This window comes from Sporichthya polymorpha DSM 43042, from assembly GCF_000384115.1.
GTDB classification, from domain to species: domain Bacteria; phylum Actinomycetota; class Actinomycetes; order Sporichthyales; family Sporichthyaceae; genus Sporichthya; species Sporichthya polymorpha.
This window is the reverse complement of sequence record NZ_KB913029.1, coordinates 4,294,251-4,313,866: the sequence shown is the minus strand read 5'-3', so window position 1 is coordinate 4,313,866 and position 19,616 is coordinate 4,294,251. Positions and strand designations below refer to the sequence as shown.

The window sequence follows — 19,616 nt, the reverse complement described above, 5'->3', positions numbered from 1 at the left end:
CTGACGCTGCTTCAGGCCAGGTGCTTGTCGAACCAGGCGAGCAGCTGCTTCTGCGCGGCGGTGGTGGCAGTCTCGTCGTACCGCTCCCCCGTGTCGTTGAAGAACGCGTGCTGGGCACCGTCCCAGACCTTGATCTCGTAGGTCAGCTTCGCGGTCTGGAGCGCTTCCTCGGCCGCGGCCATCGTGCCGTTCACGCGCTCGTCGTCCCCGGCGAACATACCCAGGACGGCTGCCCTGGACCCGGTGAAGTCGGGCTCGGCCGGGGCCGGTCCGTAGAACGGGATCGCGGCGCGCAGCCGCCGCTCCTGCCCGGGCCCCTTCTGCAGCAGGTTCCACGTCATCCCACCGCCGAAGCAGAACCCCATGGCGCCGAGCTTCAGGTCGTCCCCGGCGCGCTCGAGCAGTTCGTCCGCCGCCGACCTGAGGTCACCCAGCAGTTGCTCGGCCGGCATCGCGGACAGCGCCGCCGTGGCGGCCGCCTGGTCGTCGAAGCCCGCCAGCCCGTCCTTGCCCTCGCGCGAGAGCAGGTCGACGCACAGCGCGCTGTACCCGTTGGCCGCCATCCGTCCGACGAGCTCGAAGAAGTGGGTCGTCAGGCCCTTGTTCTCGTGGATGACGAGCACCGCGCCCTTCGGCTTCGCCGCGGCCTTGTACGCCGCGCGGAACCGCTGGCCGTCCGCGGTGTAGGTGATCAGCTTGCCGACGTCCTTGCCGGGCGGTGGCGTCGCCGCCGGGGTGACCGGGCCGGCGGGCGTCGCCTGCGGCCCCTCGGCCTCGGCATCGTCGTCGTCCCCGCCGCAGGCCGCCAGCAGGGCCGTCGCGCCGGGCAACGCGACGCCGAGCAGACCGAGCCGGCGCACCGCTTCCCGGCGGCTGAGCAGCCCTTCCGCGTACTCCTCGGCAACCTCGCCCACCAGGTACTCGCGCATCGCCATGGCGCGCAACCTAGATCACGAAGCTGGGAATCCCGAGGGGGTTACGGCGGTCAGTAGGCGTGGGCGCGGTCGGCGAGGTCGGGGTTCAGCCGGTCGGCGCGGTCGGCGGGGAAGGTGATCCGGTCCGGGTCCCCGTCGGAGGTGTAGCGCAGGGTCGGGTCCGCGGCCAGCCGCTCGAGCGCGTCCTGCGCGTCGCGCACGCCGAGACCGGTGTCGAGCCGGGGGATGTCGAAGAGGTCGAAGCGGAGCGAGAACGGCGACGGGGACGCGATCTCCGACACCCCGAACACTGCCTCCAACCGATAGGGCACGCCGTCGTGGCTCCCCGCCCGGAGCAGCTCCCGGTTGCGGGGGTGCACACCGAACGGCACCGCGAGCGTCCGGACCGTCAGGCCGGGCACGGCCTCCTCCAGCCACGCGATGTCCTGCCCGATCTCGGCCTGCACGCCGGCGTCGTCCAGCCTGCCGAGGTCCGCGTGCGACCAGGTGTGGGCGGCGATCTCATGACCGTTCTCGGCGAGCCAGGTCAGCACCCGCCGGTCGGTGAACGGCTCGGGCGTGGAGTTGACGAAGAACGTGGCGACGGCGGGAAAGTCCGGGTGCTCCCGCTCGAACTCCTCGAGGATGCCGGCGGCGGACTTCGGGTCGATGGTGCCGTCGGGCCGGAGCCTGGCCTGGTCCCAGGTGGAGTCGTCGAAGGTGAGCACCACCGGATGGCGGCCGGCCGGGAGGTCGATCTCCCCGGCCGCGAGCGCGGCCGCGGTGATCGGGCGGTACCCCGCGTCGTACAGGGTCTGCAGCTGCTCCCGGAACGCGTCCGGGCTCATGTCGTAGATGCGCCGGGGCTTCTCGACGAACTGGTGGTACATGAAGACCGGGATCGCGCCGAGCTCGTTGACCCCGAGGGCGGCGAGGCGGGCGGGGTCCGCGGTCGGGCCCGCGCTCGCCGTCGGCACGGCGGTCGCGGTCGTCGAGCCGGCCGGGGTCGGAGCGGCGCGGTCGGCGTCGTCGGCGCAGGCGGCCGGCAGCAGCGCACCGAGAAGCAGGGCGAGGGCGGGGACGATCGGTCGCACCGACCCATGGTCGCGCACCGCTGGTCAGAACACCGGATGCCGTCAGAAGAGTGTCTGCGGCTCGGCGTGCTCGAGGGGCACGACGAGCTCCGGGCCGTTGTTGCGGTGGTTGTTGACCGCGGTCGAGACGGGGTAGGCCTCGAGCCCGTCGCCCGGGCTGGGGACGAGCAGCCCGCGGAGGGCGTCCGGGTCCGACTGCTCGGGACTCAGCCAATCGGCCCACGCCCCGGGCTCGACGAACATCGGCTGGCGGTCGTGGATCTCGCCGATCGCATCGCTGGCCGTCGTCGTGATGACGGTGCAGGTCCGCCACCACGCGTCGGGGTCGTCGCGGTCCTTGGTGGGGTCGCGCCAGAACTCGTAGAGGCCGGCCATCGCGAGCACCCCGCCGCCACGGCGACGGATGAAGAACGGCTGCTTCTTCGCCGCCCCGTCGGTCGGGGTGTACCACTCGTAGTAGCCGTCGGCGGGGAGCAGGCAGCGCCGCTTCGCGAACGCCTCCCGGAACGCCGGTTTCTCGGCCGCGGTCTCGATCCGCGCATTGATCATGCGGGCGCCGATCTTCGGGTCCTTGGCCCAGAACGGCACGAGGCCCCACCGCAGCGTCGCCAGGCGGCGCGTGGCCTCGGCCTCGGCCGGTTCGTCCCGGCCCCGCCGCGTCACGACCGCGTACACCGGCTTCGTCGGCGCGACGTTGTAGTCAGCCTCGAGGCGCTCGGAGACCGGCACGTCGACCGAGTCCAGATCGAACTCGGCGACGAGGTCGTCCACCCCCCAGCTCGCTCCGTACCTCCCACACACACCCGCCACGGTAGTCGGCCCCACCGACGGACGCGGGATACTGCCGTCATGCCGCAGAGGCCCCGCAGCATCCATCAATGACGTAAAACGCTCGGGCGATCGAGATGGCGTCGACGCTCGCGCTTCCCGGACAGCACTCCACGAGCTCGGCCCCGTCCTGGACGATGTTGGTGGCCTGGACGCCGCCCCCGCAGTAGAGGTGCTGCGCCGGACGCCGACCGTCCGTCAGCTGATCTCCGACTCGCTCCACGGCGAAGAATGGGCCGAGTACGCGCTCGACGAGTCCGAGATGTTCGCCAGGAGGTTCGCGCAGTACGTGGCGTGCCGGTCCTGTTCGGGGTCTGAGTGCCTTTGCCAGATGAAGGTTTAGAAGCCTCACTCAGCAGCGCACAGTGCGCTCAGGAGGTGCCCACCATGCGCCGAAACGTTGCTCTTGCTGCCAGCGCCGCACTGCTGCTGCCGACCGCCGTCCTCGCCTCCCCCGTCGATGCCCGGGACCATTCCGAGCGACTGAAGACGTGCCTGACCGAGCGCCACGGCGTGAAGCTGCGCGCCCTCATGGATGACAACGGCAAGCGGGTCCGCATTCGGATCACGCACCCGAGCGGGTCAGGCAACTTCGACAACAACCGAATCAGGCGCGTCCAGGGCTCGACTTACTCCGTGAACCATCACTCCGAGAAGATCATCTTCACCAAGTGGCGCGACCTGCCGCCGACCTTTTACGCCAAGAGCCGGGACATCGTGGAGTTCGGCGCGAGGTACACCCTTTGGAACGGGAAGGCGATCGTTCTGGATTGCACACTCGGCAAGTACCCGCCGTGCGACGACTGCGAGGTCGCAGGCGGGATCATCATCACCAGGCCACGTCGCTAGAGCCACCGCGGGCGCGGCACCGTTCCACGGCGCGCATGACGGTGCGTCCGCCGTCCGCGCGATCGGCCATGCCCGTTCGTTCCACGCGGGCCGACTGGGGTCAGGTCGGTTCGGGTGTATCCCTACCGCCCGCGGCTCGGAGAGGGTGCGGACCAACGTTGTCGTCAACGACCGGCACTCGTTCGACATGCCGAATTTGGGCCCAGGCATGGGCGTCGGCGTGACCTTCAAGCTGCACAACGGCAAGCGGATCCTTGCCAGCTGCAGGGACGACAGATTCCGCTGATCGGAGCGGCTGCGGGGGCCGACGTGCGCCCAGTGCGCAGATCGGCACCACGAACGCGGGGTCGACCAGTGCCGAACTGCGCACTCGGTGCAGGCCGGCACGTGGCCCCGTCGGGGATACTGCCGTCATGCCGCAAAAGCCCCGCAGCATCCACCCGGACGACGCGCAGGACGAGCGACTCGCGGCGCTCGACCTGGAGACGGCGTTCACCTACGCGTACCTCCCGACGGTGCTGGACGACGAGGGACGGGCGAAGGACGCCCCCGCCGTGCTCAACGGGTTCCTCTGGCCGTTGCGCGCGGACGCGCACCCGACGGCGGCGATGGAGCGCGACCTGGCGGCGCTGGACGAAGCCGGACTGGTCTGCCGCTACGAGGTCGCGGGCCGGCCGTACCTGCACGACCCGCGGTGGAAGACCCGCCACAAGCTCGTGCGGCCGACCCCGTCGACGCTGCCCCCGTGCCCGGAGCACGAGAAGTCGTTCGACGAGGTCGTCACCGAGACCGTCGGCCGGATCGCCGAGGGCGTCACCGCCGCGGTCGAGGTCGCCGGCAGCCGGATCGACCAGAAGCGGATCTCGGACTCCCTCGCCCGTCTGGTCGAGGACGTCACCTACCTCGTCGACCCGGAGAAGGCCGTCGTCAACGGCCAGAAGGTCCGCAAGATGTTTCAGCGCAAGAACGGCGAGGTTGAGGACACCGGTCCCGAACCCGGTGCGCTCGCGGGCGAGACGGAGTGAGCGAGCCGGCGAACGTCCTGCACTGCGGTGGGTCCTCGCCCACCGTCGCCTGGTCGACGATCAACGCCGGCGAGGCGATCCCCGGTGTCGTGACGACCCTGACGTGGAGCGTGTTCGGCGAGCGGACCGAGCGCGGCCTGCGGGGCGCGTTCGCCGACCTCGGTGTCCTGACGGAGAGTCAGGTCGCGCGCCCGGCGCACCCCGACGACCGCGTCTGGGACATTTTCCACGGCCGCGCCGCCGCGAACCTGGAGACGTTCCGCTCCCTTGCCGACCGCATGCCGGGGACCAGCGGCGACGCGATGGAGTCTCAGCTGTTCGGTACCGTGCGCCCCGGGGTCTCCAGCCGGCCCCGGTACCAGCGCTATCCCGTCGTGGCCGCCAAGGCACCGATGGCGATGTGGGGCGTCGCCGGACGACTGGAGCGGGCCGCCGAGCACATCGCCCCCTGGTGGCGGAACACGATCGTGGCCGCGCCGGAGATGACGGCCGATCAGGCCCGGCGCTCCCTGGACGCCGCGATGCGCAAGTTCGCCGGCGTCATGCGGCCCCACATCGTGGCCGCGATGTTGTGTCAGGGCGTCTACGAACAGGTGCGAGCCGCGGCCGAGCGTGCGGACCGGCCCGGGCTGGAGATCGCCGTCCTCACCGGGTACGGCGAGATGGCCGAGACCGCGTTCGTCGGGGACCTCTGGGACGTGTCGCGTGGGCGTATCGAGCTGTCCGAGTTCCTCGCCCGGCACGGGTACCACGGCCCCAACGAGGGTGAGCTCGCCGCGCGGGTCTGGCGGCTGGACCCCACGCCGTTGGAGAAGCTGCTCGGACACTACGCGGGCATGGCCGAGAGTGCCGGCCCGCGGGCGCTGGAGACGACCCGCGCCGCGGAGCGGGAGGCCGCCGAGCGGGAGCTGCTCGCCGCGTCCCCGCGGGGGGCCCGCACCCCGGCGGGCATCGTGCTCAAGGTCGCGCGGCGCTTCTTCCCGCTGCGCGGCGTCGGGAAGGGCGCGTTCCTGCAGTGCGTCGACGCCGCCCGCGCCGCCGCCCTGCGGTTGGGTGAGCTGCACACCGAGGCGGGCGTCCTGTCCGCGCCCGAGGACGTCTTCCACCTGACCGTCGAGGAGCTGGCGGCGCCGCAGCTGCCGGCCGGGGTCACCGACCTCGTCACCGCCCGCCGGGAGCTGCACGAGCGCTACCGGGCGATCGAGCTCCCGGAGTTCTGGCTCGGCTCCCCCGAGCCCGTGACCGCGCCGCCGGCCGCGGCGGAAGGTCCGGTGGTCGTCACCGGCATCCCGGTCACGCCCGGCGTCGCGGCCGGAGTGGCCCGGGTCGTGCGCGACCCGGAGGTCGACGAGGGCCCTGCCCCTGGCGAGATCCTGGTCTGCCGCACGACCGACCCGAGCTGGGCGGCGGTGCTGATCGTCTCGGCTGCGCTGGTCATCGACATCGGCGGCCCGATCAGCCACGGCGCCATCGTCGCCCGCGAGCTCGGCATCCCGTGCGTCATCGGCACCCGTGACGGCACGGTGCGGATTGCCGACGGCGACCTCATCGAGGTGGACGGATCCGCGGGCACGGTGACGGTGCTTCAGGCGGGCGATGCAAGAGGTGACGGAGGATCCGTGTGACCGAACCCTGGCGGTTGCTCTCGCTCCTGCCGTTGCCGGACGACGCAACCCTCGCCGCGCTCGGTGATCTCGCGGAGCGCACGAAGCTGACGCTGCTCCCGGCGTCCTCGGTCGCGGACCTGCACGCCGCTCTCGCCGACGCGGAGATCGTGCTCGGCGCGTGGCAGAGCGCCGGGGCGCATCACTTCGACAGCGCGGCGGTCGCGGCCACGGGCCCCGACCTCGTGTTCGTGCAGCAGCCGAGCGCCGGGGTCGACGTGCTCGACGTGCCCGGTCTGACGGCCCGTGGGGTACCGGTCGCCAACGCGGCCGGCGCGAACGCACGCGGGGTCGCGGAGTGGGCGGTGGCGGCTGCGCTGGCGCTGTCGCGCTCGATTCCGTTCGCCGACGCCGGCGTGCGCGCGGGCGGCTGGCCGCAGATGGACGTCGTCCGCCGCGGGCACGGCGAGATCGGCGGCCTGCGCGTCGGGATCCTCGGCTTCGGCCCGGTCGGCGCGGTCGCCGCGGACCTGTTCGCCGCGTTCGGCTGCGAGGTCGCCTACTGGTCGCGGACGCCGCGCGACGTCCCGTACACCTGGCTGGAGCCGGCGCCGCTGTGCGCGCGCAGCGACATCCTCGTGCTCGCCCTTCCGCTGACGCCGGACACCCACCACCTGATGTCCGCCGACCTGCTCGCCGCGCTGCCCGCCCGCGCGTACGTCATCAACGTCGGCCGCGGGAACCTGCTCGACAGCGCCGCGCTGATCGCTGCGCTCGACTCCGGCCACCTCGGCGGCGCGGCCCTCGACGTCTTCCCCGTCGAACCCCTTCCGGCGGACGACCCGCTGCGGCACCACGACCGGATCCTGCTCTCCCCGCACGCGGCGGGCGCGACGCGGCAGTCCGTCGGGCGGATCGTCGAGAAGTCCGTCGCGAACCTGCGCCGCGTCCTCGCCGGCGAACCGGTGCTCGACGTCGTCAACGGCCTGGACCCGCGAATCCGGCGCCGCCGGTGAGGTACGCGCTGTTGTTCCGTGGCGTGAACGTCGGTGGCCGGACCCGCTTCCCGATGTCCGACCTGCGCGCCGCGCTCGAGGGCGCGGGGTTCTCCGACGTCTCGACCTACCTGCAGAGCGGGAACGCGGTCGTGTCCGCGGCGGGCCGGACCACGGCCGTCAAGGTCGCCGAGCGGGCCCGGGAGGCCATCGCCGCGCACCTGCCCTGGACGCCGGAGTTCCTCGTGCGCAGCGGAAAGGAGCTCGCGGCGGTGGTCGCGGGCAACCCCTGGCCCGAGGCGGTCGCGGAGCCGAAGTTGCTGAACGTGGCCTATGCCTCCGCCGCGCCGGACCCGAAGGCCGCCCTCGACCCGGCGACGTGGGCGCCGGACGAGTGGATGTTCGGCGAGCGGTGCGTCTACCTGCACTACGTGGCGAGTTCGCCCGGCCGCAGCCGGCTCGCCGAGGTGGTGTGCCGCGAGGCCTTCCGGTCGGACCCGGACGCCGTCGTGACGGTCCGGAACTGGAACACGGTCGTCGCGCTCGCCGAGCTCACGGCAGGCTGACGGTCTCCTCCGGCCGGACCGGCGCCGGCGCGCTGCGGGCGGTCCGGGAGAGCCGGCGGCCACCGGTGGCCGCGAGCACGAGGAGGAACAAGGCCGCTCCGGTCAGGACGATCGTCGTACCGGACGGGACGTCGAGGTGGTAACTCAGGTTCATCCCGACGAACCCGCACAGGGCCCCGACCACCGTCGAGAGCACGAGCATGTGCGTGAAGGAGTTCGTGAGCATCCGTGCCACGACGGCGGGGATCACGAGCGTCGCAGCCACCAGCGTCACGCCGATGACGTTCAGCGTCGTGAGGATCGACAGCGACAGCACCAGCATCAGCAGGGCGTCGGTCCGCGCGACCTTCACGCCGCTGGCGTCCGCGACCTCGGGGTCGAAGGTGGTGAACAGCAGAGCGCGGTAGCGCAGCACGACCACCGCGACGGTGAGGACGGTGACGCCAGTCAGCACCCACAGGTCGGTCCGCGAGATGCCGAGGATGCTGCCGAACAGCGCCGCGTCGAAGCTCGCGCCCCGTGACCCCCAGATCGAGATCATCGCCACCCCGAGCGCGAACGAGGCGGTCGTGACGACACCGATCGCGGCGTCGGCTCCGATCCGCCGGCTCCGGGAGATCGCGTTGATCGCGAGCGCCGACCCGAGACCCCACGCCCCGGCGCCGAGGTAGTAGTTCGCCCCGACCACCGAGCACGCCGCGAAGCCGCCGAAGATCGCGTGCGAGAGGCCGTGGCCGATGTAGCTCATCCCCCGCAGAACGATGAAGACCCCGACCAGCCCGCACAGCGCCCCGGCGAGCGTCGCGGCCACGACTCCCTTGACGAAGAACTCGTAGGAGTACGGGTCCAACAGGTCCCACACCGCGCGCCTCCGTCAGCCCGCGCGGTGCCCGCGCGCGACGGCCAGGTGCGGCCCCGGGTCGAGCACGACGGGCAGACCGAGGTGCTGGAGCACCTCCATCGGAGCACCGAACGTCCGCTCCAGCACCGGCCCCGAGATCACCTCGACCGGCGAGCCCGCCGCGATCACCGTGCCGTTGAGGGCGACCAGCGACGGCAGGTGCGCGGCCACGCCGTTGAGGTCGTGCGTGGTGAGCAGGATCGTCGTGCCCTCGGCGTTGAGGTCGCCGAGCAGGTGAAGCACCTCGTGGCGGCTCGTGAAGTCGACGCCGGTGGTGGGTTCGTCCATGAGCAGCAGGTCCGGCTCCCGCAGCAGCGCGCGGGCGAGGAACATCCGCTGCTGCTGGCCCCCCGAGAGAGCCCGGATGTGACGGTGCGCCAGATGGCCGATGCCCAGCCGGTCGAGGACCCGCGCCACGTCGCGGCGCTCGGCCCGGGTCGGCCACGGCAGACCCCGCCCGGGGCGGGCCATGAGCACGCACTCCGCCACCGTCACCGGGAAGTTCCAGTCGACGGTCTCAAGCTGCGGGACGTACCCGATCCGCACGTCGGGCGCCCGGTCGACCACCCCGCCGAGCGGCCGGATCGTCCCGAGCAGGATCTTCAGCAACGTCGTCTTCCCGGAGCCGGACGGCCCGACGACGCCGACGAAGTCGCCCCGACCCACCGTCAGGTCCACGCCCCACAGGACGTGGTCGTCGCCGTAGGAGTGGACGACGTCGGAGAGCCGGAGCAGGGCGCTCACTGGGGATAGTGCGCCGTGTCGGGCACTGCCGGCGTCGTGTCGAGCGCCTCAAGTGCGTCGGCCGTGCCGCCGAGCCGAGTCAGGATCGTGACGTAGTTGCTGCGCATCAGACCGAGCCAGGAGTGCTCCGGCTCGCCGGGCGCCCCGGGCAGGTCGTCGTCGCGGAGGGTGTCCTCCCAGTGCACGCCGGTCGCCTTGCCGATCTCGGCGAGCGCGTCGGAGGGGAACACCTCCGAGCCGAAGATCGCCTTGACGTTCTCGGCGCGAATCTGGTCGATGAGGCGGGCGATGTCCTTCGGCGTCGGGTCGGCGAAGTCGCTCGGCTGGATCGCGCCGACGACCTTCCAGCCGTACGTCTTCGCGAAGTAGGCGTACGCGTCGTGGTAGGTCAGCAGCTCGCGCTCGTCCGCGTCCAGGCTCTTCTGATCCTCCTTCAGGGCGTCGGACAGGGCCGTCGCCTGCTTCTCGAACGAGGCGTAGTTCGCCTCGTACACCGAGCGCCCCTCGGCGTCGGCGTCGACGAGGGTGTCGCGGACGACCTCGGCGTAGGAGATCGCGTACGTGGGGTCGGTCCACAGGTGCGGGTTCGGCTTGCCCTCCTTCTCCGGGAAGGAGAAGTCGTAGATCCAGTCCGACTCCGGCAGGACCTCGTCGCCGAGCTCGACCAGCCGGGCGTCGTCGGCCAGGTTCCGCTCGGCCAGCTTCTTGGTCGGCTCCTCAAGCTTGAGGCCGTTGATGAAGACGACGTCGGCCTCGGACAGAACTCTCGCGGCGCTCGGCGGGGGCTCGAACGTGTGCGAGTTGGTGCCCTCGGGCACCAGGCCGTCGATCCGGGCCCGGTCCCCCGCGACGGCCGCGACGATCGAGGTGATGGGCGCGACCGTGGTCACGATCCGCAGGGCGGGCTCGGCGGCGGCGGTCCCGGCCGGAGCGGCGGCGTCGGCGTCGTCGTCCCCGCACGCGGCGAGCGGCAGGACGAGCAGGGTGAACACGAGCAGGGCGGGGAGGCGGCGCATGACGCCACCTTAATCCCCAGGATCTCGTTGTTGCGAAGGGGTCGCAACAAGGGGGGCTCAGGCGTCGAAGCGCAGTGGCCGGCGCCCGGCGAACCCGGCGTCGGGGCGGTGGTACCAGGCGAGCCCGAGGTCGCCCTCCAACCAGCAGAGCAGGACGTGCTCGCCGTCGAGGTCCGCCGGGAAGTCCATCAGCAACGGAGCCCAGCCCTTCACCTGCACGCCGGTCTCCTGCACCGTGCGCATGAGGCCTTCGAGTTGCGCGTTCAGATCACGCAGCTCCATCGCACCGCCGATCGAGTGCCCGCGGATCGACGCGCCCAGCTCGGCGGCGTCGGCGCGGAGCTCGATGAAGCGCTGCAGCGTCGGATGGAGCTCGAGGAGGACCTCACGTGCCTCGGTGATCGAGAAGAGGGGCAGCGACGCCATGAGGGCAGCGTGCCACCTCGGTGGCGTCGGGCCTAGCGATTGTTGACGATTCGCGGATTCGCCTCGGGCCGGAGCCAGCGGACGACCCATTCCATGTCCGCGGGGTTGCCGAGCTGGACGCACCCGGCGGTCGGGACCCAGGGGGCGCCGGCGTTCGAGGTGTGCATGAAGATGCCGCTCCCGCGCCCGGGCACCGGGGCCAGCCCCTGTCCGACCGCCAGCCGCGGGTTGTTCCAGTCCATCCAGAGGCCCCAGCTCATCATTCGCCGGTCACCGCCGCGAGCGCCCTTGACCTCGATCCACGTGTTGTACGTCCTGCCGCGGGCGTCGCTGACCACCGACGTTGGCAGCCGCCGGCGCCACGGCATCGCCGTCGGGCTGTGCTTGGTGGTGGAGAACGTCGTGACGACCCCGTAGACGCCGCTGGGCGTGCGCATGTCGCCCTGGCGCCGCACGCCGGGCGAGGCGAAACCGTTCTGACCGATCTGGGAGCGCACGACCATCGGGCGCGCGTTCTCCCCGCTGCCACGGGTCGCGATGCGCCAGACGCCGTCGACCCGCTCCCAGGCCTCGGTCCGGGCGCACCAGATCTGCTTGCACCAGCGGTCGGTCCGGACGGTCCGCAGGACCTGCGTGGTGTCCTGCGGGAGGCCCTGCGCCCAGGCCGGGGTCGCGGCCGCGGCGTCCCGGGCGCCCTTGGCCACAGCGGCCTTCAGCGGGCCCGGCTGGACGCCGAACGTCGTCGGGGTGATCGCGGTGGCCTCGGAGACGTGCGTGGACGGGTCCAGCGCCCCGGTGACCCCCAGCGCGCACACGATCGCCGCTCCCCCGGTCAGCAGGAACCGGCCGGCCCGCGCGCCGAACCGGCGTCGGCGGGGGGCGGCGTGCCTGGTGGGTGGGCGTCCGTCCATCCCGTCCAGGTTCCGTTGCGAATCTTGGAAAGGTGCGCAGGATCCGTGCGACGAGACTCACACTTGACCGGGTCCTGACGGCCTTTTCCGCGAATCGGGCAAGCCGGCGGGCGCGTGTTCCGCGGTCCTGGGCGGGTCGGCCGGCTCAGCCGCGCAGCACGGCTCCGGTCGCCGCCGCCGCCGCGGCGACGGCGGCGTCACGCGCTGCGGTCGCCTCCTCCACGGTGAGTGTTCGGTCCGGGGCCCGGAAGCGCAGGGCGAACGCGAGCGACTTGCGGCCCTCGCCGATCCGCTCGCCGGTGTAGACGTCGAAGAGCCGGATCGACTCCAACAGCCCCCCGGCGCCGGAACGCAGCGCGGCCTCCACCTCGGCGGCCGGCACGGCCGCGTCGACGACGAGCGCGACGTCCTGGCTCGCGAGCGGGAAGGAGGAGATCGCCGGGGCCTCGACGACCCCGCCGCCGGCGGCCAGCAGCGCGTCGAGGTCGAGCTCCATCGCGACGGTGCGTGCCGGGAGTTCCAGCGCCCCGATGACGCGCGGGTGCAGTTCCCCGGCGTGGCCCACGAGGTGCTCCCCGCCCGGGGTCCGCACGGCCAGGGCGGCGCAGCGGCCGGGGTGCCACGGCGCCGACGCGCCCGACCGAACGATCAGTTCCGCACCGGCGGCCGCGGCGGCGATGCGCGCGGTCTCGATCGCGTCCTCCCAGCCGGCGGTGCGACCCGGGCCCCACCAGCCGGCCGGCTCGCGCAGGCCGGTGAGCACGGCCGCAAGGTGCCGCGGTTGCGCCGGCAGGGCCGCCTCGATGGCGGCGAGCTCGTCCGGCGTCGCCCGGCGGGTGACCGGCGGCCGCGGCGCCGGCGGTGCGCCGCGGGTGGGCAGGTAGACACGGCCGATCTCGTACAGGGCGAGGTCGACCGAACCGCGGCCCAGGTTGCGCCGGGTGGCGGAGAACAGGCCCGGCAACAGCGAGGTGCGCATGTCCGGCTCGGCGTCGGAGAGCGGGTTCGCGAGACGCACCGCTACGCGGCGCGGGTCGTCGGCCTCCAGCCCCAGCTGGTCCCACACCCCGGGCGCGACGAACGGGTAGCAGAGCACCTCGACCAGGCCCGCGCCCGCGAGCGCACGACCGACGCGGCGCCGCTGCTGCTGAGCCACCGTCAGACCACGGCCGGCCGGGGCGGCGGGCAGCGCCGCGGGGATCGAGTCGTAGCCCTCGAGGCGGAGGACCTCCTCGGCCACGTCGGCCGGGTCGGTGAGGTCCGGCCGCCAGGTCGGGGCGGTCACCGTGAGCGTGGTGCCGTCGACGGACGTCTCGGCGCCGACCTGGGCCAGGCGCCGCAGCACGGTGGCCTGGTCGAGCTCCCGGCCGGCGACGCGGGTCGGGTGGTCGACCGCAAGGGTGATGGTCGTGGGAGCGGGCAGGCCGCCGGCGTCCGTGCCGGTGGCCGCCGCGGTGCCGCCACCGAGCTCGGCGAGCAGCTGCGCGAACCGCAGCGCCGCCACCGGGCCGAGGGCCGGGTCGACCCCGCGCTCGAAGCGCCGGGAGGCCTCCGACGGCAGCTTGTGCCGACGGGCCGCGCGGGCGATCGCAACCGGGTCGAAGTGCGCCGCCTCGAGCAGGACGTCGGTGGTCGTGCCGGAGATCTCCGTCGAGGCGCCGCCCATGACTCCGGCGAGACCGATCGGGCCGGAGTCGTCGGTGATGAGCAGGTCCTCGGGATCGAGGTCCCGGGTGGCGCCGTCGAGGGTCTCGAGCTTCTCCCCCGCGCGGGCGCGGCGGACCACGATCGGGCCGCGCAGCTTCGCGAGGTCGTAGGCGTGCGTGGGCTGCCCGAGCTCGAGCATCACGTAGTTCGAGATGTCGACGGCGAGCGAGATCGGTCGCATCCCGCACTGCTGCAACCGCTGCCGCAGCCAGTCCGGTGACGGCGCCTCGGGGTCGACGCCGGTGATCGCGAGCGCGGCGAACCGGTCGCAGGCCGGGTCCCCGAGGCGGATCTCGTAGCCGTCGCCGGCCGTCATCGCGCCGCGCCCCGCGGGGTCGACGAACTCGACGTCGTAGGCGGTCGCAACCTCGCGGGCGACGCCGCGGATCGAGAGCGCGTACCCGCGGTCCGGGGTGACGGCGATGTCGAGCACCTCGTCGTCGAGACCGAGGACGCCCTTGGCGTCCGCGCCGATCGGCGTGCTCGCGGGCAGCACGATGATTCCGCTCGCGTCGCCGGCGATGCCGAGCTCGGCCTCGGAGCAGATCATCCCGTCGGAGATGTGCACGTAGGTCTTGCGCGCCGCGATGGAGAAGCCTCCGGGCAGGACGGCGCCGGGCAGTGCGACGACGACCACGTCGCCCTCGGCGAAGTTCCGCGCACCGCAGACGATGCCGCGCGAACCCGCGCCGTCCCCCTCGGTCTCGTTGTGCTCCGGCCCGACGTCGACCCGGCAGTACCGGATCGGCTTCTTGAGCTTCAGCTTCTCCTGGAGCTCGACGATCGAGAGGACACGGCCGACCACCAACGGGCCGGTGACGGCCTCGCCGGGGGCGTCGACGGTCTCGACCTCGAGGCCGGCCGCGATGATCCGCTCCGCGACCTGACGACCCGTCACGTCAGCGGGCAGGCCGGGGACGAACTCGCGGATCCAGGACAGGGGTGCGCGCATCAGACGTCCGCCCCGAACGGCAGGCTGAAGCGCACGTCACCCTCCACCATGTCTCTCATGTCCTCGGCGTTGTTGCGGAACATGACGGTCCGTTCGATGCCCATGCCGAACGCGAACCCGCTGTAGCGGTCGGGGTCGACACCGCACGCCACCAGGACGCGCGGGTTGACCATCCCGCAGCCGCCCCACTCGATCCAGCCCTCGGAGCGGCAGGTCCGGCACGGGCCGGAGTAGTCCGCGGCGGCCGGGCTGACCGACCGCCCGCGGCACACGAAGCACTGGAGGTCGAACTCCGCGCTCGGCTCGGTGAACGGGAAGTACGACGGCCGCCAGCGCGTCTGCGTACCGGCGCCGAACAGCGTCGACGCGAGGTGGTCCAGCGTCCCCTTGAGGTGGGCCATCGTGATGCCCTCGTCGACCGCGAGGCCCTCGATCTGGTGGAACACCGGGGTGTGCGTCGCGTCGAGCTCGTCCGTGCGGAACACCCGGCCCGGGTGGACGACGTAGACCGGCAGGTCGCGCTCCATCAGCGCGCGGATCTGCGTCGGCGACGTGTGCGTGCGCAGCACGAGGCCGTTCTCCGGCGGGTCGACGAAGAACGTGTCCATCATCGAGCGCGCGGGGTGGTCCGGCCCGATGTTCAGGGCGTCGAAGTTGAACCACTCGGTCTCGATCTCCGGGCCCTCGGCGATCTCGTAGCCCATCGAGACGAAGACGTCCGCCAGGTACTCCTGAGTGGTCGTCAGGGGGTGCCGGGCACCGCGTGGGCGGCGCGTCGTCGGCAGCGTCACGTCGACGGCCTCGGTGACCAGGACGCGGGCGTCGCGCTCGGCCTCGAGCTCCGCGGTGCGGGCGGCCAGGGCGTCGGCGACCGTCTTCCGCGCCGTCCCGACCCGCTTCCCGGCCTCCGCCTTCGCGGCCGGCGGCAGCGCGCCGATCTCCCGGTTCGCGAGCGCGAGCGGCGACCGGTCGCCGGCCACGTCGAGGCGCACCTGCTTGAGTTCGGCGAGGTCGGACGCGGCCGCAATCGCGGCCAGCGCAGCGTCCACCGCGCCCTCGATCGCCTCGGGCTTCAGCGCGCTGACCTCGACGGGGTCGAAGTTGGAGTTCGGTGCGGACACTCGCGGGAGTCTAGGCGGCGCCCTCCCGCCCGCTGAAACCGATAACGCCCTCCCGCGGGATGACGTCCCGCAGCAGTGCCCTGTCAGCCCGCGTGCGGGCCGACACGTGTCCGTACGGGACGTCATCCCGGGGAAGGTCAGGCGCCCTCGGGGAGGTACTCGGGGAGGGTGAAGCGGAACGCGGCGCCGCCGCCGGGGGCGCGGCCGACGCCGATCGTGCCGCCGTGCGCCTCGACCAGACCCTTGGCGATGTAGAGGCCGAGACCCGTGCCGCCGTGGCGACGGTCGCGCCAGAACCGGTCGAAGATCTGCCCGACGAGCTCGGTCGGGACGCCCGGGCCCTGGTCGCTGACGGTGATCGCGACGCCGTTGGCGATCGGCTCCAGGCGCAAGGTCGTGACGCCGTCGCCGTGGCGCTGGGCATTCTCGAGCAGGTTGCCGATGACCTGGTCGACCTTGTCGGCGTCGACCCACATCTCGGCCACCGGCGCGGGCAGCTCGATCCGGAAGTCCTGCGGGGCGGCACCGGCGGCGACCCGGGTCGCGACGTGGCGCCGCAGCGCGGCCGCGAGGTCGGTCGGCCGGCGGTAGAGCTCGAGACGGCCCGAGTCGATCCGGGCGATGTCGAGCAGTTCGGTGATCAGGCGGGCGAGCTTGTCCGCGTCCGCGTCGACGGTCGCGAGCATCTCCTTGCGCTGGGCGTCGGTGAACCGGTCCCAGCGGTTCAGCAGCGTCGAGGTGAAGCCCTTGACGCCGGTCAGCGGGCTGCGCAGCTCGTGGGCGACCATCGCGACCAGTTCGGCGCGGTCGCGGTCCCAGCGCTCGCGGGCGGCGCCGCTGCGGAGCGTCACGACGACGCGGACGACCCGGCCGAGCCGGCTCGCGCGCAGGTACCGGGCGGAGACGAGCACCTCGCGGCCGCCGAGCAGCGTCAGCGCGCGCTCGGGGTGACCGGTGCGGATCGCGAGGCCGCCGTACGGGTCGCAGAGCTCCCACCAGTCGCGGTTGTTCCGGTCGACCAGCGGCAGGACGCTGCCCAGGTCCTTGCCGATCAGTTCGTCGGCGGGGAGGTTCAGAAGGCGCTCGGCGGCGACGTTGACGATCACGACGGCACCGGTGTCGTCCGCGACGACGACCCCGTCCGGGAGGTCGTCGTACGGGATCCGGCCGTCCTGTGCGTCCCCCGGCGCGCTCAACATCACCTCGTCAGGATCTCGGAGCGATCAAAGTCGCGAGAGCTTTTTGCGTTACCGCAACTCGGTTCTGCCCCGGAGAGCGGGTTTCTGTCAGTCAGTTGTGACCGCATTCTGCTCATGCATGAGCGGGCGGTCGATTTCTGTCCGATTTGTCCCGGTTCGAATCGCCACCCGGTCATCCATGAGCAGCGGGACACCTCGTCGGCGGCGGGGCGGCGGCGGGCGCGGGCGGGGTGGATTCGGCGCCTGGGGGCATCTTCACCGGCCGAGCGGAGAGGCCGCGGATGGCTTCACCAGCTGGGCCCCTCCTTCACCAGCCCGGCAGGGCCGGTGAAGGAGGGCTCGGCCGGTGAAGTGCGCGGGGGAACTGGTGAAGCTGGTGCGGGGCTCGCGGCGGAGACCGTGCCGGGTCAGGGGCGGGCGGGGCGACGGTGGGCGCGGGCGGAGGCGTAGAGGCAGACCGCGGCGGCGGTGGCGAGGTTGAGGCTCTCGGCCCGGCCGTGGATCGGGACGCGGACGACGCGGTCGGCGAGGGCGCGGAGCTCGGCGGGGAGGCCCCAGGCCTCGTTGCCGAACAGCCAGGCGGTCGGGGCGGTGAGGTCGCCGGCGTCGTCGAGGGTGTCGAGGTCGTCCGGACCGGCCCCGTCGGCGGCGAGGATCTGCACCCCGGCGGCGCGGAGGGCCTCGACGGTCGCCGGCAGGTCCGCCTCGACCGTCACCGGCAGGTGGAACACGCTGCCGGCCGACGCACGGGCGCACTTGGGGTTGTAGACGTCGACCGAACTGCGCGTCAGGACGACGGCGTCGGCTCCGGCGGCGTCGGCGACGCGGATCACGGTGCCGGCATTACCGGGGTCGCGGACCTCGGCCAGCAGGGCCACGAGCCGGGGCGCCGGGTCGAGGGCGAGCGGGACGTCGAGGAACCGGCACACCGCCACCAGACCCTGCGGGGTGACGGTCTGCGCGATCGACGCCATCACCGAGCCGGAGACCCGGTGGATGGGAAGGTCGGCCGCGGCGGCGCCCTTCAGCAGCTCGGGATGCCGCTCCCCCGCCTCGGCGGTGGCGAACAGCTCGACGACGCTGCCCGGCCGGCCGAGCGCCTCCCGGACGGCCTGCGGCCCCTCGGCGAGGAACCGTCGGTCGGAGTTCCGGAAGCTGCGCTTGGCCAGCCGGCGCGCGGCATTGACGGGCGCCGCACGGACGTTCGTGATCTCGGACAGCGGGATCGGCCGTCCGGTCAGGCGGCCGGGGCGTTCCGGTCCTCGGGCAGGGCGTTCTTCGCCACCTCGACGAGCGCCGCGAACGCGGGCGGGTCGTTGACGGCGAGCTCGGCGAGCATGCGGCGGTCGACCTCGACGCCGGCGAGCTTCAGGCCTTGGATGAGGCGGTTGTAGGTCAGGCCGTTGGCGCGGGAGGCCGCGTTGATCCGCTGGATCCAGAGCTGGCGGAAGTCGCCCTTGCGCTTCTTGCGGTCCCGGTAGGCGTAGACGAGCGAGTGGGTGACCTGCTCCTTGGCCTTGCGGTACAGACGCGAACGCTGGCCGCGGTAACCGCTGGCCTGCTCGAGAACCTCGCGACGCTTCTTCTGGGCGTTGACCGCCCGCTTCACGCGTGCCACGTCGAATTACTCCTCATGCGAGGGACTGCCTGCGGGGCGCAGTCCCGGTCCGGTGGGGTCGAGGGTGCGAGTACGTCTCGCGGGGATGCCGAAGTGCGCGAGGCGCTACTTCTTGAGCATCTTCTTGATGCGCTTCGCGTCGCCGGGGACCATCTCGGCCTCCATGGCGAGGCGACGGGTGCGCCGCGAGGACTTGTACTCGAACAGGTGACGGCGGTTCGCACGCTCGCGCATGACCTTGCCGGTCCCGGTGATCTTGAAGCGCTTGCTCGCGCCGCTGTGCGTCTTGACCTTCGGCATGGTGCCGTCTCTCCTCGATCTCAGCCGTACTCGGCCAGGCAGGATGCCCGGCCGGGCGGGTCGTGCAGGACGCGGGTCGGAACGGGTCCGACCCGCGCGTGCCGGTGGCGTCTCACTCCGCCGGAGCGGTGTCCACCTCGGTCTCGGCCGCCTCCGGCGCGTCGGACTCGCCGTCGCGGTCCTTCCGCGCCGCGCGCTCGGCGCGAGCCTCGGCCATCGCCTCGGACTTCTTCTTCGTCGGGGCCAGCACCATGATCATGTTGCGGCCGTCCTGCCGGGGCGCGAACTCGACGAAGCCGAGCTCCGTCACGTCCTCCGCCAGCCGCTGCAGGAGGCGGTAACCGAGCTCCGGCCGCGACTGCTCGCGTCCACGGAACATGATCGTGATCTTGACCTTGTCGCCGGCCTTGAGGAACCGGACGACATGGCCCTTCTTGGTCTCGTAGTCGTGGGGGTCGATCTTCGGGCGCAGCTTCATCTCTTTGACGATCGTCTGCGCCTGGTTGCGCCGGGCCTCGCGCGCCTTCATGGCCGACTCGTACTTGAACTTGCCGTAGTCCATGAGCTTGGCGACGGGCGGTCGGGCCATCGGGGCGACCTCGACCAGGTCGAGATCGGCCTCGCGGGCCAGCTCCATGGCCTTCTGGATCGGCACGATGCCGACCTGCTCGCCGTTGGGGCCGACCAGCCGGACCTCCGGCACGCGGATCCGGTCGTTGATGCGCGGCTCTGCGCTGATAGTGCCTCCTCGGAAAAACTTCTCGTCTGCGACCCGGGGCGAAAGGCACAAAAAAAGCTTCCGCGCACTCGCGGAAGCCGACGACCCGGCACACGTCCCCACCGGAG

At 72.4% G+C, this 19,616-nt stretch carries 20 protein-coding genes; 5 read left to right on the top strand and 15 right to left on the bottom strand.

From position 1 onward, the window contains the following. Window positions 1-11: 11 nt before the first annotated feature. The 3 genes from SPOPO_RS0121020 to SPOPO_RS0121010 are packed head-to-tail and all read right to left on the bottom strand — an operon-like array spanning window position 12 to window position 2,809. The gene (locus tag SPOPO_RS0121020; protein WP_019877041.1) at window positions 12-935 is read right to left on the bottom strand and encodes a dienelactone hydrolase family protein; all 924 of its coding nucleotides are present in this window, start codon (window positions 933-935) and stop codon (window positions 12-14) included. Window positions 936-985: 50 nt separating this feature from the next. Then, complete coding sequence (locus tag SPOPO_RS0121015) at window positions 986-2,008, bottom strand: polysaccharide deacetylase family protein (protein WP_019877040.1); 1,023 nt, start codon at window positions 2,006-2,008, stop codon at window positions 986-988. Window positions 2,009-2,050: 42 nt separating this feature from the next. Next, a complete protein-coding gene (locus SPOPO_RS0121010; protein ID WP_028984981.1) occupies window positions 2,051-2,809 on the bottom strand; it encodes an SOS response-associated peptidase family protein in 759 nt (252 codons plus the stop codon). 405 nt (window positions 2,810-3,214) lie between these two features. Here SPOPO_RS0121010 and SPOPO_RS0121000 point away from each other — a divergent pair, with 405 nt between their 5' ends. The 5 genes from SPOPO_RS0121000 to SPOPO_RS0120975 all read left to right on the top strand — a co-directional run bounded on the left by SPOPO_RS0121000 (window position 3,215) and on the right by SPOPO_RS0120975 (window position 7,875). Beyond that, complete coding sequence (locus tag SPOPO_RS0121000) at window positions 3,215-3,685, top strand: hypothetical protein (RefSeq protein WP_156870101.1); 471 nt, start codon at window positions 3,215-3,217, stop codon at window positions 3,683-3,685. 413 nt (window positions 3,686-4,098) lie between these two features. After that, entirely contained in the window at window positions 4,099-4,710 is a 612-nt protein-coding gene (locus SPOPO_RS33105) for a hypothetical protein (protein ID WP_028984980.1), read from the top strand. After that, complete coding sequence (locus SPOPO_RS0120985; protein ID WP_019877033.1) at window positions 4,707-6,335, top strand: PEP-utilizing enzyme; 1,629 nt, start codon at window positions 4,707-4,709, stop codon at window positions 6,333-6,335. Before SPOPO_RS33105 ends, SPOPO_RS0120985 begins: the two co-directional genes overlap by 4 nt. After that, window positions 6,332-7,330 carry an NAD(P)-dependent oxidoreductase gene (locus tag SPOPO_RS0120980; RefSeq protein ID WP_019877032.1) on the top strand — a complete coding sequence of 333 codons (999 nt, stop codon included), beginning with the start codon at window positions 6,332-6,334 and terminating at the stop codon, window positions 7,328-7,330. The genes SPOPO_RS0120985 and SPOPO_RS0120980 overlap by 4 nt, the downstream gene beginning before the upstream one ends. Continuing rightward, window positions 7,327-7,875 (top strand): DUF1697 domain-containing protein, encoded by a 549-nt coding sequence (locus SPOPO_RS0120975; protein ID WP_019877031.1) that lies wholly within the window; start codon window positions 7,327-7,329, stop codon window positions 7,873-7,875. Before SPOPO_RS0120980 ends, SPOPO_RS0120975 begins: the two co-directional genes overlap by 4 nt. On the opposite strand, the gene SPOPO_RS0120970 is transcribed toward SPOPO_RS0120975, so the two are convergent. From SPOPO_RS0120970 to infC, 12 genes are all read right to left on the bottom strand, one after another. Then, complete coding sequence (locus SPOPO_RS0120970) at window positions 7,862-8,737, bottom strand: metal ABC transporter permease (protein ID WP_019877030.1); 876 nt, start codon at window positions 8,735-8,737, stop codon at window positions 7,862-7,864. The genes SPOPO_RS0120975 and SPOPO_RS0120970 overlap by 14 nt on opposite strands. A gap of 12 nt (window positions 8,738-8,749) precedes the next feature. Next, window positions 8,750-9,520 (bottom strand): metal ABC transporter ATP-binding protein, encoded by a 771-nt coding sequence (locus SPOPO_RS30870; protein ID WP_019877029.1) that lies wholly within the window; start codon window positions 9,518-9,520, stop codon window positions 8,750-8,752. Next, window positions 9,517-10,536: a metal ABC transporter substrate-binding protein gene (locus SPOPO_RS0120960; protein WP_019877028.1), complete on the bottom strand. Its 1,020-nt coding sequence runs from the start codon at window positions 10,534-10,536 to the stop codon at window positions 9,517-9,519. Before SPOPO_RS0120960 ends, SPOPO_RS30870 begins: the two co-directional genes overlap by 4 nt. 57 nt (window positions 10,537-10,593) lie before the next feature. Continuing rightward, window positions 10,594-10,962 (bottom strand): DUF2203 domain-containing protein, encoded by a 369-nt coding sequence (locus SPOPO_RS0120955; protein WP_019877026.1) that lies wholly within the window; start codon window positions 10,960-10,962, stop codon window positions 10,594-10,596. Window positions 10,963-10,994: 32 nt separating this feature from the next. Further along, window positions 10,995-11,873, bottom strand: coding sequence for a L,D-transpeptidase family protein (locus SPOPO_RS0120950; protein WP_019877024.1), 879 nt, complete (start codon window positions 11,871-11,873; stop codon window positions 10,995-10,997). A 145-nt stretch (window positions 11,874-12,018) separates the two neighbouring features. Beyond that, window positions 12,019-14,532, bottom strand: coding sequence for a phenylalanine--tRNA ligase subunit beta (gene pheT / locus SPOPO_RS0120945; RefSeq protein WP_019877023.1), 2,514 nt, complete (start codon window positions 14,530-14,532; stop codon window positions 12,019-12,021). Next, entirely contained in the window at window positions 14,532-15,653 is a 1,122-nt protein-coding gene (gene pheS, locus SPOPO_RS0120940) for a phenylalanine--tRNA ligase subunit alpha (protein WP_019877022.1), read from the bottom strand. Before pheS ends, pheT begins: the two co-directional genes overlap by 1 nt. 137 nt (window positions 15,654-15,790) lie before the next feature. Further along, window positions 15,791-16,852 (bottom strand): sensor histidine kinase, encoded by a 1,062-nt coding sequence (locus SPOPO_RS0120935; protein ID WP_019877021.1) that lies wholly within the window; start codon window positions 16,850-16,852, stop codon window positions 15,791-15,793. Between the two features lie 407 nt (window positions 16,853-17,259). Beyond that, window positions 17,260-18,078 carry a TrmH family RNA methyltransferase gene (locus SPOPO_RS0120930; protein ID WP_028984976.1) on the bottom strand — a complete coding sequence of 273 codons (819 nt, stop codon included), beginning with the start codon at window positions 18,076-18,078 and terminating at the stop codon, window positions 17,260-17,262. Window positions 18,079-18,089: 11 nt separating this feature from the next. Next, a complete protein-coding gene (rplT, locus tag SPOPO_RS0120925) occupies window positions 18,090-18,470 on the bottom strand; it encodes a 50S ribosomal protein L20 (RefSeq protein ID WP_028984975.1) in 381 nt (126 codons plus the stop codon). 105 nt (window positions 18,471-18,575) lie between these two features. Then, a complete protein-coding gene (rpmI, locus tag SPOPO_RS0120920) occupies window positions 18,576-18,770 on the bottom strand; it encodes a 50S ribosomal protein L35 (protein ID WP_019877016.1) in 195 nt (64 codons plus the stop codon). A gap of 112 nt (window positions 18,771-18,882) precedes the next feature. Further along, a complete protein-coding gene (infC, locus tag SPOPO_RS0120915; protein WP_084671381.1) occupies window positions 18,883-19,560 on the bottom strand; it encodes a translation initiation factor IF-3 in 678 nt (225 codons plus the stop codon). Window positions 19,561-19,616: the final 56 nt, after the last annotated feature.

Coding starts and splice junctions, on each gene's coding strand:
- SPOPO_RS0120935 (WP_019877021.1), bottom strand. CDS start 16,852: ATGTTGAGCGCGCCGGGGGACGCACAGGACGGCCGGATCCCGTACGAC.
- SPOPO_RS0120960 (WP_019877028.1), bottom strand. CDS start 10,536: ATGCGCCGCCTCCCCGCCCTGCTCGTGTTCACCCTGCTCGTCCTGCCG.
- SPOPO_RS0120955 (WP_019877026.1), bottom strand. CDS start 10,962: ATGGCGTCGCTGCCCCTCTTCTCGATCACCGAGGCACGTGAGGTCCTC.
- rpmI (WP_019877016.1), bottom strand. CDS start 18,770: ATGCCGAAGGTCAAGACGCACAGCGGCGCGAGCAAGCGCTTCAAGATC.
- SPOPO_RS33105 (WP_028984980.1), top strand. CDS start 4,099: ATGCCGCAAAAGCCCCGCAGCATCCACCCGGACGACGCGCAGGACGAG.
- SPOPO_RS0121020 (WP_019877041.1), bottom strand. CDS start 935: ATGGCGATGCGCGAGTACCTGGTGGGCGAGGTTGCCGAGGAGTACGCG.
- pheT (WP_019877023.1), bottom strand. CDS start 14,532: ATGCGCGCACCCCTGTCCTGGATCCGCGAGTTCGTCCCCGGCCTGCCC.
- SPOPO_RS0120950 (WP_019877024.1), bottom strand. CDS start 11,873: ATGGACGGACGCCCACCCACCAGGCACGCCGCCCCCCGCCGACGCCGG.